Raw genomic sequence first — 18,191 nt, 5'->3', positions numbered from 1 at the left:
AAACTACCTTTTCTTTTTTTTCAATTCAAATACATAAGAGAATATTTCAGCCAAGGCTTTATAAAACTCTGCTGGTATCTCTTGATCAACTTCAATCTGAGAAAATAAAGATCTTGCAAGAGCAGGATTTTCTATAATAGGAACATCATTTTCTCTTGCAACATCTTTAATTTTTAAAGCAATAAAATCAATACCTTTTGCTACTACTTTAGGTGCATTATCTCTAGTGTTATCATATCTTAACGCTACTGCATAATGACTTGGATTTGTAATTACAACGTCTGCATCAGGAACATCATTCATCATTCTTTTTTGATGCATTTGCATTTGTATCTTACGAATTCGTCCTTTTACTTGAGGGTCACCCTCCATATTTTTAAATTCATCTTTAATTTCTTGTTTACTCATTTTTAAAGATTTAAAATAATAATGTCTAGTAAAAAAGAAGTCTATTATAGCAAAAATTATTATAATTAGAAGAATTGCTGCTAAAAAATATATAATCAGATTTATAATAGTATTGAATGTCGCATAAAACTCTTTATCCATCATAGCTAGGAAGGCTTTATGGGTTAAAGCTAAAACTATAAACATCACGATAATAATAATTGTTAATTTAAGAGATAACTTTAATGCTTCTAAGCCTTTTTTTAATGCAAATACATTTTTTAAACCTTTGATTGGATCCAACTTTTGAAGGTCAATTTTTAAAGGAGTTATGATAAAACCAAATTGACTCCAATTTGTTACCAATGCTAATAAAACAACTAATGCAAAAAGTGGTAAAAGTGCCTTCACAGCTGTCATAACAAAAGTATATACTATTGAATAAAATACTGTAGAATTCATTTCTTGACCCATGAAACCATAAGAAAACAACATTAACTTTTTTATTGATTCAAAGGTAAAACCAGAAAAGAATAATAAATAAACTGAACCAAAAAGTAGTACTGCTGCCCCTGTAACTTCCATTGATTTAGGAACATTACCTTTTTCTTTGGCATCATCTATTTTTTTCTGGGTGGGTTCTTCGGTTTTTTCTTCTTCGTCTGCCATATTATCTACTCAAACTTAGTTATCATATAATCTGTTAAATTTTCTGTAAAAACTTCCATACCTAAAATCAAAAATATAAATATTAATGCAAACTTTAGCTGAAAAGTAATTACAAAAGGAGAAAAAGCTGGCATTGATTTAGTTCCATACCCATAATATATATCCAATATAAACCCAATAAAAAATAGAGGTAAGGCAAAAGAGAATGCAAAAGCAAACATTCTTTGTATTTCATCTATTGCAATTTGTATTCCATCATATGAAAAAACATTAAACATCCCTAAGTGAACCATAGAAAAACTCTTTACAAGCATTATTATAGTTATTTCATACATACCAGTTTGGAAGAAAACCATCAAAGCTATTAAATATAAAAGTCTATTTACAAGACCTGTATTAGTTCCACTTGATGCATCAAACATACTTGCCATTGATAATGCAGTTGCATACTCAACAAACTCACCAATAATTCTTACAGCTGCAAAAATAACATGCAAAAAGAAAGAAGCTACAAGACCTAATGTTATTTCAGATATCAATGATAAAATAAAAGCTTCTTGGGTAAAATTACCTTTTACTTCTATTAGTGGATATAAAAAAATTGTTAAATAAAAAGCTATAGAAACTCTTACTGTAGGATTTACAGAGTTGTGATCAAAAACTGGAGGCATAAAAGCAACAAAAGCTAAGATTCTTGCAAAAAGAAGTAAAGAGCTAAAAAGTAGCTCTTCATTTAAAAAGGATAAAAGTTGTTCCATTTACATATAATTTAAGTCATCTGCAACATTTTTATTTTCATTAACTGCATCTAAAATATCAGATGAAGAGTGTTGCTGTTGTGATTCTTGATGTTGTTCTTCATTGTTATTTCCAGAAGAAGAATTACCTTGTTCTCCACCTTGCATACCAAACTCAAAATTTACATCTGTTTGATTATTGAAGTTTCTATTAATAGCTTCTCTTAGTGAACCTTGATTTTCTACAACAGCATCTAATGTTGAAGAGTTTGTCATATTCATAGAAATACTAATTCCACTATCTCTATCACTTTTCATTAAAATTGCAATTTGACCTAATTGTGCTGGGAATAAATTAATTCTAAATGCAGTGACAGGTGGCTTATAATTCTCATACATATTTCTTGCAATATCAGACATCATTGATGACATTTGTTGATGTGCACCAATAATTCTATTTTGTATAGTTAAAGTTGCATTTGGTGATACTGTTAAATTAACAGTTGTTTCTTGATTAGAAGAGTTACTTGCTTTAGAAACTGTTTCATTTTTAATTGAACTTTTTTTACTGTTTTGGTCTAAAAGCATTCTATCAATGCTATCTCTTTGAACCTTTTGTTCTGTTTGTTTGTTTAATTCATGTTTCGTTTCTACTACTTTTGCATCTTCTTTTGAAACAGATAAATCTTTAGGATTTAACTCTAGTTTCTCAGCACCTTTTTTTATATCATCAGTGCTTTTACCCTCTTTTACAATTTTTACAGCTTCACTTTTATTAGAAAGCATCTTATTATAAATTGAGTTTTTTTGTGAACCTAAATAAATATTTGTAACTAAATCATTATTTTTAGTAATTTTAGAATTTATAGTTTCTACAGCATCACTTGAGACAGTTTTAGGCTGATTTGCCTTTAAAAGTTGATCCATTAAAGACTTAGGTTTTGTCTCTTTTGTATTATCTTGTGTCGATTCTTTTAAAGAATCTTTTTTAACATCTACTTTCTCTTCATCTTTAACAATAGCTTCTTTATCAAGATCTTTTAAATTACCTGATTCTTTTTTAACTTCCGAGGTAGAAGTATTTGTTTCAGTTTTTTTATTAATATTCTCAGAAGAAACAGTTTTTTCTTCTTTTAGTACAGCTTCTTTTGTATTATTTGTTTTAGTCTTTGATTCTTCATTTAGATCATCAACTTGTTTTTTTGAACTATCAGAACTAACGACTTTTTCTGCTTCTTTTTTATTTGTATCTTTTGTTTCTATAGAAGTTTTATTTGTTTTTTCTTCTTTTATTTCAGAACTTTTATTTTCCTCTTTTTTTGCAACTTCATTTATATTTTTAGTCTCTGTTTTTGACTCATCCAAAGTTTCATCTACATTTTTTGCGATACTAAGCTCTTTTGAACTCTCTTTTAAATCACTATTTTTTTCTACTTTTGTTTTATCTTTTGCAGTGTTTTCTTCATTTTCTTCATTTTTAAGATTTTCTTTTAATTCAACTTTATTTTCTATCTTTGAAGTAGAGATATCTTTATCATTTTTAATTACTTTTTCTGAAGAATCTTTTATCTCTTTTTTATTTTCTTTTGTAGAAGATTTTTCTTTACCATCTATCTCTTTTTTTGCTTTATTAATTAATTCATCCATCAAAGAAGGTTGAGTTTGTTTTACTTTCTCATCACTTACTTTTTCATCAGTAACTTTTGCTTTTTTATCTGTTTTATCACTCTTGTTTTCTACATTTGTTTCTGAATCTTTACTTACTTTTTCTTTTGACTCTAAACTCTTTTTATTATCTTTGTCAATTTCTTCTGTTTGACTTTTTTTATCTGTTTTTTTATTTTCTTTTACAACTTCTTCAAATAATGAGTTTTGCTTTTGTGATACTTCTTTAGAGTCTTGGTTTTTTAAAGTTTTATCACCATTTTTTTCTAAATCATTCTTTTTAATCTTTTTATTTGCTTCTAAAACTAATCTATCTAATAAAGAACCGCTAGTTTTTGATGTTGAAGGTTTATTCGTATCTTTTTGATTTTCTGTATTTTCTTCTTTAATATTTTGTTTTTGATTTTTTTTATTTTCACTATTTTGTTCAGTATTATCTTCAGTTTTATTACTTGAAGACTCTTTTTTTAAATTATTAGTGTCAGTCTCTTTTGAGGTTTTTTCTTTAACTTCTTCTTTTGAAGTTTCAGTATTTTTAGAATCTAAAGTTTTAGATTCTGTAGTTTTTTCTTCTGAAGAAGTTTTAATTTTCTTAGCTGAACTATCTACCATTGTATCAAATAAAGATTTACCTTCTTTCTTTGACTCAGTAATAGCTTTAGTACTAGTAGTTTTTGTGTCTTGAGTAGTTTTACTAAGATTTAAAAATTTTACTTCTTCACTCATTTATTATGCTTTTAAGATATCTAATGTTCTCACATCAATATTCTTATGAGTTGTAAATGCTGTTACATTTGCTTCATAAGAACGTCTAGCTTCCAATAAATTAATCATTTCAATAACAGGATTAATATTTGGATAAGCAACATAACCTTCATCATTTGCATCAGGGTGTGATGGTTCATATCTCATAACAGGATCAGAATCATCTTCTACTATTGATTTTACTCCTACTCCTCTTAAAGATAATTGATCTTTATCACCATCTTTTTTATTAAAGTCTGAATTAATATCATTTGTTGCTTTTTCGTTTTGTTTTAATAGTACTTCATGAAAGGCAACACTTTGTCTCTTGTAAGGTCCACCATCTTCAGTATGCGTAGTTTTAGCATTTGCAATATTTGCACTTGTAACATTAACTCTTGTTCGTTGTGCACTCATACCAGAAACAGCAATATCATATCCATCAAAAAAACCCATAATAAACTCCTATTAAACTGGCATCTTCATAATTTCTCTATAAGCACTAATTGCTTTATTCTTCACTTCAAGCCCTAGTTTTAGAGAAAGCTCTGCTTCTTCAATTTTTTGTACAGCTTCTTGAAGGTTTTTAACTTTACCTGTTGCTATACCTTCCATTGCATTATAACCTTGTACTTGTGTATCATTTACATCATTAACTGCATCTTTAAGCATATCTTTAAAACTTAAATCTGATTGTTGACTTTGATTTACTTGATTAGTTTGTTTCGAAGTAATTGATCCAATTGAATCAGTAATAGAATTAATATTCATCTACTTCTCCTTATTTATTTGAAGTTTGTTTATCTACTTTTTCTTGAGCATCTTGAACACTTAATTCAGCTAACATAGCATCAATCTTGTCTTCATTGTACTTATGCTTTAACTCTTCTCTTTTATTATCTAAGTTAAAAAGTAAAATAATTAATGATAGCATCATGTTAGTGACACCTTTTAAAACAATAGTTACACCCATTATTCCAAAAATCATTTCCATTGGTGTAAATAAATCAGCATTTATTACGAAGAAAATTAGTGTTGCAAAAAATCCTGTAGCTATGTACAGTTTAAATATTCCACTATTTATAAGATTTTGAGAAAATCTTTCTACAACCATATTTTTCCTACTAATATAAAAAATACCAAATGCTTATTTATTAGCACAAACTACCCTATTTACTTAATCTCTTTTAGTAAAATGTCGATTATTTTTTGTAATTGCAAAGTTATTTCATCATTTGTAAACTCTTGAACAAATAACTTTCTTAATCTTGATGTTGTTGAAATATTTGTAGATGTCGACACATTACCTATATATTTTACCATAAAATTTGAATTTAACCTATTTTTTTTAGCTAAATTTACTAAAGATTTAGAAATTGTCTCACCAATATTATAATTTTTAGTATGATTAAAACATATCAATAGTTTTTCTTTATCTTTTGCTAGCATTTTTATCAATGCATAAACATCTGTTAAAGCAGAAGGATCTGTTGTTGTTAAAGCTAAGATATTATCAGAAATAGATAAAAACTCTTGTACATATTCATTTAATCCAGCGCCTGTATCAATAATTATATAATCAAAACTGTTTAAAGATTTTACATCTGTTACTATTCTTGTTAAGATAAATGAAGCTTTTAAACTAGAATACTGATATCCACTTTTCCCTGCAATTAAAGAGATATTTTCATATGAAGTTTTTGATATCACTTCTTCTATTGTATTTCTTCCTTCAATATAATCAAATAATGAATATCGTGGCTTTATATCAAAAAGAACTTGCATATTTGCTAGTCCAATGTCTGCATCAATTACAGCTACTTTAAAGCCTCTTCTAGCCAATAAATATGCCATGTTTGCAGTAAGTGTTGATTTTCCAACACCACCTTTTCCTGATGTGATTGTAAGTAGTTTTGTTTTGGATACAGCAGAAGTACTTTTAGTTAAATTTACAAGCTTACTAGCTTGTGCTGAGATAGAATTAAACAAGCTATCTCCTTGAGCAAGCATTATTCATAAAACAATCAATTAAGTAAGAGGAATCAGAAACAATTAAATCATCAGGAACATTTTGCCCAATTGAAAAATAAGTAATTGATTTTTTTGTTTTATGTGCAAAAGAGATAAGATTTCCAAAACTTCTAGTTTCATCTAACTTTGTAAAAGTTAAATAATCAATATTAAGTCTTGAATAATTAGTATAAATATCTACTAAATCACTATGTTTTACATTTGCAGGAAGCACCAATACTTTTTCTATAGGTAATTCATGAACTTTTTCTTGATATTCATTTATCATTTCAATCTTATCAACATCATATTGACTAGAACCAGCGGTATCTATAAAAATGTAATTACAATCTTTTAATCTAAGTAATGCCTCAACTAGATCTTCAGGTTTTTTAGCTACTTCTAAAGGAAGTCTCATAATATTTGTATATGCTTGAAGTTGCTCTATAGCTCCTACTCTAAATGAGTCTAAAGTAACAATTCCAACTTTGTAATTTTGTCCTAGTTTATAAGCATATCTTGCAGCTAACTTTGCAATTGTAGTTGTCTTACCAACTCCCGTTGGTCCAACCATCATTACTATTTTTCTTTGGTGTTTTCTTAATGGTATTTCTTGTTTTATTGGAATTATTCTTCTAAGAACTAATTTGAAAAAGTCATTTACTTTTTTAGGGTTATTTTTTAAAGCAACAGGTAGCTGCTTAATAGTCTTTTTCATAATTGTATATGTCATCTCTTGATCAAACTCATTTTGCTCAAAAAGATTATACATATCTACAAATTCTAAAGGTATAGTTAAATCATATAGCTGACTTTTAGGATTCCAAAGAGATTTTTGTACTTGCATAATTGCATCTTGCATCTTAAGAATCTCTTCTTTAAAATCATAAACCTTTGCTTCAAATCTTTTATCTTTTCTGTCATCGGCTACAGAAGAAACTGATGTTGAGATTTTTTTTGTATGTTTTATCTCTTTATTATCATCGTCTTCTAATGCAACAATAACTTCATACATATCTTTATTTCCATCTTTTGCACTAGATATTTTTTTAGTAGAAATTACAATTGCCTCTTCACCACATTCAGCTTGGGCGTTTTTAAGTGCAGCAGTAGGAGTCTCACCTAAAAATGAAAGCATATTCATTTTATTCTTCCATCTTTATAAATTTTTTCAATATCACCATTACTCTTTTTAATTCTTATATATTCATCATTTTCAAATATTATTCTACCATTCTTCTCTATTTCTATTGCTCCAAAGTCAAATAATACAGATTTTTGATTAAACTCTTTTATGTCATCTTTGCAAATCACATATCCCTTTTTCATATAATGAGTTGCTTGTACTTTTTTTGTTCTAAAATCATCTATAGTTGAAGGCACACAATGTCTTTTAACACTTTGCACTTTACCCATTGTAATCATTTCTAATGTAATGAACTTATTAAAATGGATATCCTCTTTTGCTATTATTACATTTATTGCAAATAATTTAGTTGTAAGAATTGATACTAAAAATAAAAGAGCACTAAGCCTTAACATCGAACATTTGTCCTCCGTTTAATTCAGTTAGCTCATCAACGATATCTTTATACATTTGTTGTATTGGTTTTACTATTAATGCTAACTTTCTATTTGCTTCATAAAGTGTTTTAAGTTCCTCTTCTAAACTATCAACTTTTTCCCTATAAATATTAACATCAACACCTTTTTCCATCTCTTCTACTAAGGCATTATTTAAATCTTGTTTGTATGATGTTATTTTCTCAATCATCTCTTCTTTTTCACTATTTCTAGTAAGAAGTTCTTCATGTTTTGCTTTTTTAATATCTTCAATATCTTGGGCAATATAGTCTTCCATTTTTCTTATTAAAAGTAACATTTCATCTATAATTGAGTTAACCATATTAAAACCTTCATTTTTTTCTTTCACTTAAAAAATTGTATAACATATCACTTATTCCTAAGGTACCTGCTGACTGTCTTGAAATAGTATCAGTGTACATACCTTTAATAATATCTGAACCACTTCCTTCACCTGCAAAAGTACTATCTTTTAAAGATATATCTAATAATTGCTTCATAAAAAAAGCCTCAAAGTCATTACTAACTTTTCTTAAGCCATCATCTTCTAATTTTGACGAATCAAGATTTTTATAATTATCTGATGGGTTCTTTTTTATTGTATTAATATCTACGTAATTAGTATTTATATCCATTTTTACTCCAATCTATCAAAGAAACTCTCTTCAGATAATATATCATCATTAGTATTGTCTGCAAAGAATTTCATCTCAACTCTTCTATTATCTGAGGCTAATTCACTCTTAGGATGATATGAAGAGTATGCTGATACTTTTAATGAGCTTGGGTCAATTCTATTTTTTATAAGCTCTTTAACCACAGAAATTGATCTTAAAGCTGATAAATCCCAATTATCTCTAGGAATTTTATCATCTTTAAAACCATTTGTTGCTGTATGACCTATAATCTCAATATTAAAAGCTTGAGGCATCGTTCTTATAACTCTTGCAACTTTTGCAATGAATCTTTTTGAATTAGGATTAGTAATATTATATTCCCCTTCTTCAAACATAATAGTAGATGGAATATCTAAAGTAAATTCGTTTTGTCCCTTTTCAAGTTGAATCTGCTCTGTTTCTATTGTACTTATATCATTCATTTGATTTACAAGTTCTGTAACTTCTTGCATACTTTCTTCCATAGATTCATCATTTGAATCAGTATCATCATTTGAAGAGTTACTTGTTTCTGTTGAATGTTTTTCCGACTGAGTTTGAATATCAGTTGAAGCATCTATAAAGCCCATTGCTTTTTTCATAATATCAAAATATTCTTCTACTTTTTTCTTATCCATTACTGCCATAGATAAAAGTAAAATAAAGAAAGTTAAAAGTAATGACATTAAGTCACCAAATTGAACAAGCCAACCTGGTAAGCATTTAGGACATTCTGGACACTTTTTATTTGCCATGGATTTTACTCTTCTCCATCATCAACTAAGATTGCATTTAGTTGCATTTTAATATTACCTATTGATTCTTCCGCTGCAATCATACTTGCACCTAAAATGATTACTTCACAAGACTCAACTTCTTTTGCATGTTTTTGCGATAATTTACTCTCAATTAAGCCTGCAAATAATGTACCAATTAAAGCTCCATACATTGTAGTAAGTAAAGCTACTGCCATAGCAGGACCAACTGATGCTGGATCAGATAAGTTTGCAAGCATTGCAACAAGTCCAACTAAAGTACCAATCATACCCATAGAACCAGATGTTCCACCAATATTTGCAAATACTTTATGCATAGTAGTATGTCTTTTTTCCATATATTCTAGTTTTGTTTCTAATAAAGGAGTTAAAGTTTCTGCTTTTGTACCATCAACTAATAATTGGAAAGCTTCTTTAAAAAAAGGATTATCTTCTTCTAAAACTTTTTGTTCAATATGCATCACACCATGCTTTTTGATCTCAGTAGCATAAAAAGTGATTTTTTCAATTAATTCAGGTAAAGATTCAACTTTAACTTCATTAAAAGCTACTTTTAGTGAAGGTACAATTCTTTTTAAATCACTTGCCTCAAACTGCCCAGCAGTTACTGATAAAGTTCCACCAATAACAATAATTACAGAAGGTACATCCAAATAAGGTCCAAAACCAACTCCACCTAATATAATGGCCAGGGAAACTAAGGCCCAACCACCAGCCAATCCACCTGCAGTACTCTTATCCATATGTTATATTCCTATTTGACTTAGTTTTGTTGAACCATCGCCAATATTTTTTATTTTTAGACCAAATTTACCTTCAACAATAACAGCTTCACCTTCACCAATTTTAACGCCATTTACTAAAATATCTAAAGGCTCATTTACCATTTGTTCTAACTCAATAATTTCACCAATATCCCATCTTAAAATATCTTTTAATAAGAAATTTTTAGTTCCAAGTCTTACACTTAATTTTAGTTTGATATTAAATAAAATTTGTAAGTTTTCAGCTGAATCCTCTGATAATAAAGAACTTATTGCACTTACACTAGGACTCATAGCAGGTTGAGTAGAAGCTACACTTGAACTACTAGATGCATTTTGTGGAGCTGTTACTACTTCATGGTTAGAAGAGTCATCATATCCAGTTATTGATGATAAATAAGGCAAAATTATTTCGTCTAAAGATAAATAAATTGGTAATTTCTCACCATCTAATGCTAAATCTAAATTATAAGTTCTGTCATTATCTTCAATATCTGAACATGATTTTATTGAAAAATCTAAAACTTCAGATTTAATTGAAGATACATCAGGAAAACCTTGTGCATTTACAGAAGTACATAAACTACCACATACATTAGAAATTATTTCATTTACTGCATCTGCAATTTCATCATCAATATGCTCTTTTAAGTCACCCATTCCACCAAGCATAAAGTACTCAAATTTAGTTGCAGTAAGAGAAGGTATATAAAACTTCCAAGTTGAACTAATTGATGAAAACTCAAACTTAACCGATACCTCAATACATTGAGAATCATCTAAACTATTAACATCCAATGGTGATACTGAATCAACAGTTGTGCTTTTAGACAATAATTGCTCTAAAGTATTAGCTAGTTCATCTTTTAAAAAACTTGATAAATCAGACGCCAAAAATAAACCCTTTGATTATATATTCTTTTTTTCTTCTTCGTTTATAGACTCAAGCATATGAGCCTTTATTCTCATCATATCCTCAGTAGGATACTTATACTCAGCATCACCCCTTGTAACCTTTACAAAAAAGTCCTGAGATTGTTTGTTATAACCGAATTTCACATTATCTAGTATAACTTCATTTTTTTCTGTTTCATGTAATGAACCTTGTACTTTTTTGTACTGGTCATCCTGAATAGACTTATGCTTTTCATCAACTTCTTGTACAGTTTTAATCTTTTCTGTATGGTTAACTTGTGCATTATCAATTTCAGCAATTCTTCCTAGTTCCATAAGAACCTCCTTGAAAAGTACAGAATTACATTTATTATATCAAAAAAATATTAAAATAGATGAATATTACTAAAAAAACGAGGGGAATTATATTATTTTTACATTGACTCTAAAAGTGAATCAAAGTTAAGAAGTTTAAAATCAATAAAAGAGTCTTTATAAGGTTGAGTGAAATATTGTGATGCACTATTTAACTTTAGGTCTTGTATTAATTGTACCCCTGTTAAAAAGTCTGCACCAGGATCTTTTAAAATTGCTTTAATTAAAGATATTTGAAGTAATGCTTCATTGTATTTTTTGTCTTCTAATTGTGCAGCTACTATTAAATACATAGTATATTTATCTTCTAGTTTATACTTTTTTTGAAGATTTTGTAAAATTTTCAAACTCTTTTTAGGATTACTATTATGTAACTCTCTTAAAGCTTTTGTTCTCAAGTACGATGGGCTTTCATCTATACTTAAAGATAGATCAGCTTTTTGAAAAAGCCCAATTGCTTTTAATAAATCTATGTAATATTTAGTAATAACTAAAGGTCCTTCTAAAAAGTTATTATTAATACTTAAAGGAGTTTTATCTTGAAGTCTTGCAAAATAATTATAATCATTTTCCCCATCTCGTCTAATTGTTGACATCATTAAATAAACTAATGGATCTTTGTAATGTTCCACAAATAATGGATGCTCTAAGGTAATTTTATTTTGTGCTAATTTATCTAAATAATCTAAAGCCTTATAAAAAATTGTTTCACTATATGATAAAGGATCAAAAACTACACTAAACTTTTGATCTACATACTCTTTATATATAGTTTGCCCAAAATATTTATACATTCCATTCTTTGATTTTATATTTTGAATAATGTATTCTTTATCTTTTATAGCTCGGTTTATTTTATCTGCACTAATTAAAGTCATTACCGCATATAATTTATTTCCTGGATTCAACTTATATGCTTTTGAAAAATACTTATATGCATTGTGAAAATCACTAATTTGTGCATAACAAAGAGCTAAATTATAGTAAATATAAGAATTAGAGTCTTCTTTTAAAAATGATAACATTTTATTTACCCTAATAATTGGGTCTTCTTTTATTACATCAATAAATTTAGCATTAAACTTAACCATTTCTTCTAAACTTTCTACATTTTGCTCACTATTAAAAATAAATCCTTTTGAAATATCATAAAGAATTTCTTGCTTATCAGAAAATACAAATGGTGCAAAATAAAATAAGAAATCAATTTTTCTATCTTTGTCAAACTTTGTTACAAAAGTTAGATACTCTTTTGGTGTATATTTTGCTTTATTAAAAAATATTTTTAAAGGGTACTCTTGATTTACTTTAAAATTATCTTTTACTTTTTCTAACTCTTTTAATCTATCTAATAACTTCTGAACATCATTTGCTTTTAAATCTCTATAAATCATTAGCCAAATAATTAAATTAATTCTATCTTGATTAAAGGTTTCTTCTTTTGCTCTTTGCAAATGTGTTTCTGCTTTAATATAGTCTTTTAATTTCAAATAAAGTAAAGCTTTTTTCATATTCATTGGAAAATCCATAGTTTCTAATATCTTTAAAGCCAACTCATAATTTTTTAATAAAATAAAAGTATCTACAACCAATCTTTTTGAATGCTCAGTTAAATTTTTAAATTTTTTTGTAATATTAACAATGGTTTCTAGGTATTCTCTCTCTTTTTTTATTAAGTACAAATAATAACTAGCAGAGATATAAGAATAAGTATCTGAGTAAATTGCCTCTTTATAGTCATAAATATTATTTAAATAAAGTAAAGCATTATCTATTTGTCCTAGCTTGTAATATGCAATTCCTATATTTAGAAAAGATGGAACTTTTAATAAGTCGGAAGTAACTTTAAAGCTTTCAATTGCTTTTTTATATTCACCTTTTTCAAGTAATAAAATAGCTTTATTGAACTCTACTTGTAATCTAAATTTTTCTTGATCTTTTTTTAATTTATCATATTTAAAAAGTATTTCTGGTTGGGAATCAATTTTACCCTCATTTGAAAAAGCTACAATTGGCACAATAAGTATAATAAATAATAAACTATATATCTTTTTCAAAAAAGTTTTCCTAAACCATAGTATTTACTTGAGCATAAAGTTCTTCTGTTCTTTTTTCTAAGATTTCAACTTGATGCTTTAATTCAGTATTTTCAAGCCTTAATTTTTGTAGATCATCCCTTGCAACTTGTAAAGAGTCTTGAGAGTTTTTTAAAGTACCTGAACTTACTTTTACTTGTTTTTCATATCTATCAATTATATCTTGTAAACGTTTGTTTTCTTCTTCTACCATATTTTTTTCTTCATTTACTTTTCTATATAAAGATTTATGAACATTTGTACTAGAAAAAAAGTATAAAAGTAAAACTCCTATTATTGTAATTAATAAAAAATTATCCAAATTCCCCTCTTTAATTCATTAAGAAGGCTAAAGAAGCCTTCTTAAAATATTATCTTTTTAGATTGATTAGTGTGTTTAGTAATTGATCTGATGTAGTAATTGATTTAGCATTTGCTTCAAATGCTCTTTGGAATACCATTAAGTTAACTAAACTCTCAGATAAATTTGCTGTTGAAAGTTCTAAAGTTTTACCTTCAATTTTAGCAGTTTTCTCATTATTTAGGTTATAGATTGGTTCCCCAGATTCATTTGTTTTTGCTAGTAGGTTGTCTCCACTTGGATTTAACCCTCTTGTATTATTAAACAATGCAATTGAAACTTGACCAATAGCAAACTCTGCACCGTCTTGTTTCATTGTAATAAGTCCTGTACTATCTACAGAAAACTCTCCGAATGCTGAATCAGAGATACCTAAAGTATCAAGTTTTAATTGAAGTGAACTTTGAGTCGTAGTTTGATCAATTGTATTTACTAATTCAATAAACTCAGCTCCTGCACCTTGTCTTCCACTGTAATCATTGTTTTTATCAAGTGGTAACATAGAAGTAGGTGCATCTGAAATTAATGTTGTAGAAGTAAATGCATAATCTTCATTTGCAGGAGTAATAGTTATTGTATTTCCGGCAAATGCAGCTGTAGTAATATTAGAATCTGCTTGGATTAATGCAGCCATAGCTGTTTCATTAGCTGTTCCTGCTGGAATATCCACACTACCTTTTGTACCATCTGCTTTTTCATAATAGAATACAAAATTATCAGTTGTAGGGAATGTTAATGTTGCTGTATTAATTGCAGAAGTTGTTGTTCCTCCTGTGTGATTTTGAGGAAGCACAGCATCATTTACAGCTGCAGTACCACCATCTGAATCATCTAATGATGAAGCAGTTATATCCATTGTTTTATCTGCAAAAGTAATTGCTATATCTGTTCCCGATGTTGTAACAGTATCAATATTTGGATCTGCTTGTAATTTTGTAGCTAAATCATTGATATCTGTTACTCCTGTTAGAGTAATAGTATTAGAACCACTTGAACCACTATAATTATATGTGAATGTACCTGGGAAAGTTAGCGTTGCTGTATCAATAGTAGAAGTTGCCGCTACAGGAGCTGTATGAGAGTTAGTAATTCCTGAAGTTTCATCTAAATAAAATGGCAATGCACCTTTTAAGTTTCCACTAAACTCAACATCATAATTATTATCTAATGTTTGAATTACAACATTTCCATTGATATTTACTGCTTCTACATAATCAGATAACATAGGACTAGATAAAGCTGCTTGTGCATTAAATTTATCTACAAAATCTTGAACACTATCAACATCGCCAATACTAATATTTGTAGCTTGAGGAGGTGTTCCATTATCATTTGGTACAGGAATAATTTTATCTAGTTCTTTATCAAAGATTGAAATAGAATATGTAAAGTCATTTTTGATATTAGGTATATCTAATTTTAAATCAGCTGTAGTATATACATCCCTTTGATTTCCTGTAATTGCTCTTGCAAGGGCATCTCTCGCACTTTGAAGTGCTCCAACACCTTCACCAGCAGAAGCTACAGTTGTAGTTTGGAAATCACCTGCAACAGTATTATTACCAGATATCTCACCTATTTCAGAAATATCAAAAGCTACACCAGGAATTAAAGATTTAATTTGAAGAATCCCTTTTATCATATCCATATTAGATGTAGATAACTTAAAGTTATCACTATCTTCTAAAACATCATTATTTCCAGTTGTAGAGTTTGTCTCACTAACCATAGTAGCTCTAAGACCTTGAATTTCTGAAATTTTATCAGCTAAAGCTCTATATGTAGCAATTCTACTTGCAGCTACATCTAAATCAAGAGGTACAAGACTATCAAAAGTTCTTTCTGAAATTTCAATTGGGTCTGCATGAGAGATAGTAATTGTTTTATCAGGTGCAGCAGGCATATTTACAGTATACCCTGAAAGAGTACTTTCTGCTTCTATTGCAAGCTTAAGTCCATTTCTAATTTCATCTGTAGTTGCATCATTATCACTCTCATAATATACAGTTGTTCCATTTATTTCAATTTCATATCTTGTATTATTAGTTGGGCTATCTACAGAATAAGTTGCTGTTGATGTATTATTACCTGTAACAGAAGCTTTTCCTGTTTTTAAACTATCAATGAAATCTTGAGATGCTGAAGTAGAAATATAGTTTTGAGAAATTTTCTTTCCATCTATATATACATATACTTGATCTCCTTCTTTAGAGATAAGTCCATCAGAACCTGATTTAAAGTTTACTTGAGAAATTTGAGCAATTGAGCTTGCACTTCCTCCATCAGGATTATCTGCAAGTTTTTGAAGCCAAGAAGCATAATCAGCAACTAAAGCTTCCACATCAGAAATTTTTGATGCTTTACTTTTTCCACCTGCTCCTTCATAAATAGTTGATGAGTCTGCTTTTGCACTTTGATTATAATCAGTTGCTTTAGCTGTAATTGTCTCTATATAGTTTGAATATTTAATTACTTTTGATGTTAAAAGCTTAGTATAATCACTAGTAAAAGTTTTGTTATTTGGGTCAGTTGATACAACATCTTTATTTGGATCAATGGCTCTCATAGCCCACCCTTGAACTTCATTACCAGCTGCATCTTGAAGTGTACCATTATCACCCATTCTGAAGTTACCAGCACGGGTATAATAATTTTCTCCACTTCCTCTAGAAGTAGTGTTTTTTACTGTAAAAAAACCATCTCCATTAATTGCCATATCATAATCAACTCCAGTAAGCTTTAAGCTTCCTTGTACATAAAGTTTTTCAGCATCAAGTATTTTAGAACCTTTACCAATTCTATCTTGATACATTTGATCTGCAAAAGAGATTCTTGAAGATTTATAACCTATTGTATTAACATTCGCGATATTATGTGATTCGTTATCTAACGCCGCTTGATGAGACGCAAGTCCTGAAATTCCTGTCCATAATGCTCCGATCATGATTTATCCTTTTAGATAAATTTTTAAACACTTTCATGTTCAAATATTAATGCTTAAAATTAAGCACTGATATTTAAACACAAACTAAAGAAATTATTTCTTTAGTTGTATTGCTGTTTTAAGAAACTCATCAGATGTTGTAATTGATTTAGAACTTGCTTCAAATGCTCTTTGATATACCATTAAATCAACTAAACCCTCACCTAAGTTTGTATTACTAAGTTCTACTGATGAACCAACTAAATTATTTACGTTAGATGCATTCATCATTTCTCCTGCCTCTTTAGTTGCCCTATATAAATTATTTCCTTGAGGATCTAATCCATTAGGATTAGTAAACATAACAGTTTCTAATTTTCCTATTAAAAACTTATTATCCCCATCCTTTGCATATATTGCTCCATTTTCTATAGATAAATTACCAAATACATCTTCTGTTATACCTAAACTATCAAGTTTTAATTGTAATTCTCCTATTGCACCTAAAGCAGCACCACTACTAGGAATAGTATGGGTCATTTCAATTAATTTGGCATCTGCTGCTTCTAATGCATTTTTTAAAGCCTCTCTAGCATCATCAAGCATTGCTCTTCCAGTACCATTTGATGGAGATATTGTCTCAGTTATTGCAGGTGAACTAGTATTTATTGCAGCTTCTCTTATATCAAAGCTTTTCCCAGGGATTAAAGAATCTATTGTTACAAGTCCAGTAGCATCAACACTTGCTGTTAAACCTATTACAGAAGATAATTTATCAGCAAAAAGATTCATTGTAGTTTGAACATCAGTATCAAAATATTGTCTTACTTTTTCACCATCAACTGTAACTTCTACAAAATCATCTGTATCTTGTAAATCTGTTAAAAAAGTGCTATAAGAGATTTGATTTTGTTGAGATGTAGAGGCTTGACTAGTTGCATTAGGATCACTTGCAAAAAGTTCTAATTTTTCTTTATAATTTGTAATAAGAGCTTGGATATCAGAAATTTTTGAATCTTTATCTTTAAATCCACTTCCTGAAACACCACTATCTTTTGCAGTTTTAGTATAATCTGTAGCTTTTGCATTTATTGATTCTAAATAGTCTGATGTAGAGATTTGTTTTGAACTAATATCCACACTATAATCTGAGTTAAACTGTGTTGAACCATCAGAGCTAACTAAATTAGTTAAAGCAGGAGAAGAACCATATATTTTTTTGTTATCTACTGTTTGAAGTGTTCCATCAGCACCCATTTTAAAGTTTCCAGCTCTTGTGTAGAAAGTCTCTCCGGTTAAGGGATCATTTACAACAAAAAAACCTCTTCCTTCAATGGCAACATCTAAATCATTTCCTGTATCTTTAAGTCCACCTTGTGAAAAGTCTTTTTGTACAGATTGAATATTTACACCTTTTCCATAGCCTGATTGATACATCATATCTGCAAAACTAACTCTATCTGACTTATGTCCGATTGTATTAGAGTTTGTAACATTATTTGATTGAGAACTTAATGCTCTTTCAAAGGCACTAAGTCCAGATATTCCATTCCATAATCCACTAATCATTT

The 18,191-nt window shown here is 28.6% G+C and carries 19 protein-coding genes; all 19 read right to left on the bottom strand.

From position 1 onward, the window contains the following. Window positions 1-3: 3 nt before the first annotated feature. Window positions 4-1,056, bottom strand: coding sequence for a flagellar biosynthesis protein FlhB (flhB, locus tag CRV01_RS03405; RefSeq protein ID WP_129006845.1), 1,053 nt, complete (start codon window positions 1,054-1,056; stop codon window positions 4-6). Between the two features lie 5 nt (window positions 1,057-1,061). Beyond that, window positions 1,062-1,814, bottom strand: coding sequence for a flagellar biosynthetic protein FliR (locus CRV01_RS03400; protein WP_129006844.1), 753 nt, complete (start codon window positions 1,812-1,814; stop codon window positions 1,062-1,064). Beyond that, the gene (locus CRV01_RS03395; RefSeq protein WP_129006843.1) at window positions 1,815-4,184 is read right to left on the bottom strand and encodes a flagellar hook-length control protein FliK; all 2,370 of its coding nucleotides are present in this window, start codon (window positions 4,182-4,184) and stop codon (window positions 1,815-1,817) included. A 3-nt stretch (window positions 4,185-4,187) separates the two neighbouring features. Continuing rightward, window positions 4,188-4,658, bottom strand: a complete 471-nt coding sequence (gene flgC, locus CRV01_RS03390) for a flagellar basal body rod protein FlgC (RefSeq protein ID WP_129006842.1) — start codon at window positions 4,656-4,658, stop codon at window positions 4,188-4,190. Between the two features lie 12 nt (window positions 4,659-4,670). Beyond that, entirely contained in the window at window positions 4,671-4,973 is a 303-nt protein-coding gene (gene fliE / locus CRV01_RS03385) for a flagellar hook-basal body complex protein FliE (RefSeq protein ID WP_129006841.1), read from the bottom strand. 10 nt (window positions 4,974-4,983) lie between these two features. Beyond that, on the bottom strand, window positions 4,984-5,316 hold the full coding sequence (locus tag CRV01_RS03380; RefSeq protein ID WP_129006840.1) for a hypothetical protein: 333 nt from the start codon (window positions 5,314-5,316) through the stop codon (window positions 4,984-4,986). Window positions 5,317-5,375: 59 nt separating this feature from the next. Next, complete coding sequence (locus CRV01_RS03375) at window positions 5,376-6,191, bottom strand: AAA family ATPase (RefSeq protein WP_129006839.1); 816 nt, start codon at window positions 6,189-6,191, stop codon at window positions 5,376-5,378. 1 nt (window position 6,192) lies between these two features. After that, window positions 6,193-7,356: a flagellar biosynthesis protein FlhF gene (flhF, locus tag CRV01_RS03370; RefSeq protein ID WP_129006838.1), complete on the bottom strand. Its 1,164-nt coding sequence runs from the start codon at window positions 7,354-7,356 to the stop codon at window positions 6,193-6,195. Then, a complete protein-coding gene (locus CRV01_RS03365; RefSeq protein WP_129006837.1) occupies window positions 7,353-7,754 on the bottom strand; it encodes a hypothetical protein in 402 nt (133 codons plus the stop codon). The genes flhF and CRV01_RS03365 overlap by 4 nt, the downstream gene beginning before the upstream one ends. Next, window positions 7,741-8,118 (bottom strand): hypothetical protein, encoded by a 378-nt coding sequence (locus tag CRV01_RS03360; protein ID WP_129006836.1) that lies wholly within the window; start codon window positions 8,116-8,118, stop codon window positions 7,741-7,743. The genes CRV01_RS03365 and CRV01_RS03360 overlap by 14 nt, the downstream gene beginning before the upstream one ends. 10 nt (window positions 8,119-8,128) lie before the next feature. After that, complete coding sequence (locus CRV01_RS03355; RefSeq protein ID WP_129006835.1) at window positions 8,129-8,431, bottom strand: rod-binding protein; 303 nt, start codon at window positions 8,429-8,431, stop codon at window positions 8,129-8,131. A 2-nt stretch (window positions 8,432-8,433) separates the two neighbouring features. Next, window positions 8,434-9,207, bottom strand: coding sequence for a flagellar motor protein MotB (locus tag CRV01_RS03350; RefSeq protein WP_129006834.1), 774 nt, complete (start codon window positions 9,205-9,207; stop codon window positions 8,434-8,436). A 5-nt stretch (window positions 9,208-9,212) separates the two neighbouring features. Beyond that, window positions 9,213-9,971, bottom strand: a complete 759-nt coding sequence (locus tag CRV01_RS03345; protein ID WP_129006833.1) for a motility protein A — start codon at window positions 9,969-9,971, stop codon at window positions 9,213-9,215. Window positions 9,972-9,974: 3 nt separating this feature from the next. After that, window positions 9,975-10,886 (bottom strand): FliM/FliN family flagellar motor switch protein, encoded by a 912-nt coding sequence (locus CRV01_RS03340; protein ID WP_129006832.1) that lies wholly within the window; start codon window positions 10,884-10,886, stop codon window positions 9,975-9,977. Between the two features lie 15 nt (window positions 10,887-10,901). Beyond that, complete coding sequence (locus CRV01_RS03335; protein WP_129006831.1) at window positions 10,902-11,222, bottom strand: flagellin; 321 nt, start codon at window positions 11,220-11,222, stop codon at window positions 10,902-10,904. 98 nt (window positions 11,223-11,320) lie between these two features. Next, complete coding sequence (locus CRV01_RS03330; protein ID WP_129006830.1) at window positions 11,321-13,318, bottom strand: tetratricopeptide repeat protein; 1,998 nt, start codon at window positions 13,316-13,318, stop codon at window positions 11,321-11,323. A gap of 10 nt (window positions 13,319-13,328) precedes the next feature. Further along, entirely contained in the window at window positions 13,329-13,658 is a 330-nt protein-coding gene (locus CRV01_RS03325) for a hypothetical protein (RefSeq protein ID WP_129006829.1), read from the bottom strand. Window positions 13,659-13,707: 49 nt separating this feature from the next. After that, window positions 13,708-16,641 carry a flagellar hook-basal body complex protein gene (locus CRV01_RS13810; RefSeq protein ID WP_258238301.1) on the bottom strand — a complete coding sequence of 978 codons (2,934 nt, stop codon included), beginning with the start codon at window positions 16,639-16,641 and terminating at the stop codon, window positions 13,708-13,710. Between the two features lie 93 nt (window positions 16,642-16,734). Continuing rightward, on the bottom strand, window positions 16,735-18,189 hold the full coding sequence (locus CRV01_RS03310) for a flagellar hook-basal body complex protein (protein ID WP_129006828.1): 1,455 nt from the start codon (window positions 18,187-18,189) through the stop codon (window positions 16,735-16,737). Window positions 18,190-18,191 lie beyond the last annotated feature (2 nt).

Source organism: Arcobacter sp. CECT 8983 (genome assembly GCF_004118855.1).
Classification (GTDB): domain Bacteria; phylum Campylobacterota; class Campylobacteria; order Campylobacterales; family Arcobacteraceae; genus Halarcobacter.
This window is presented reverse-complemented; position numbering and strand designations above follow the sequence as displayed.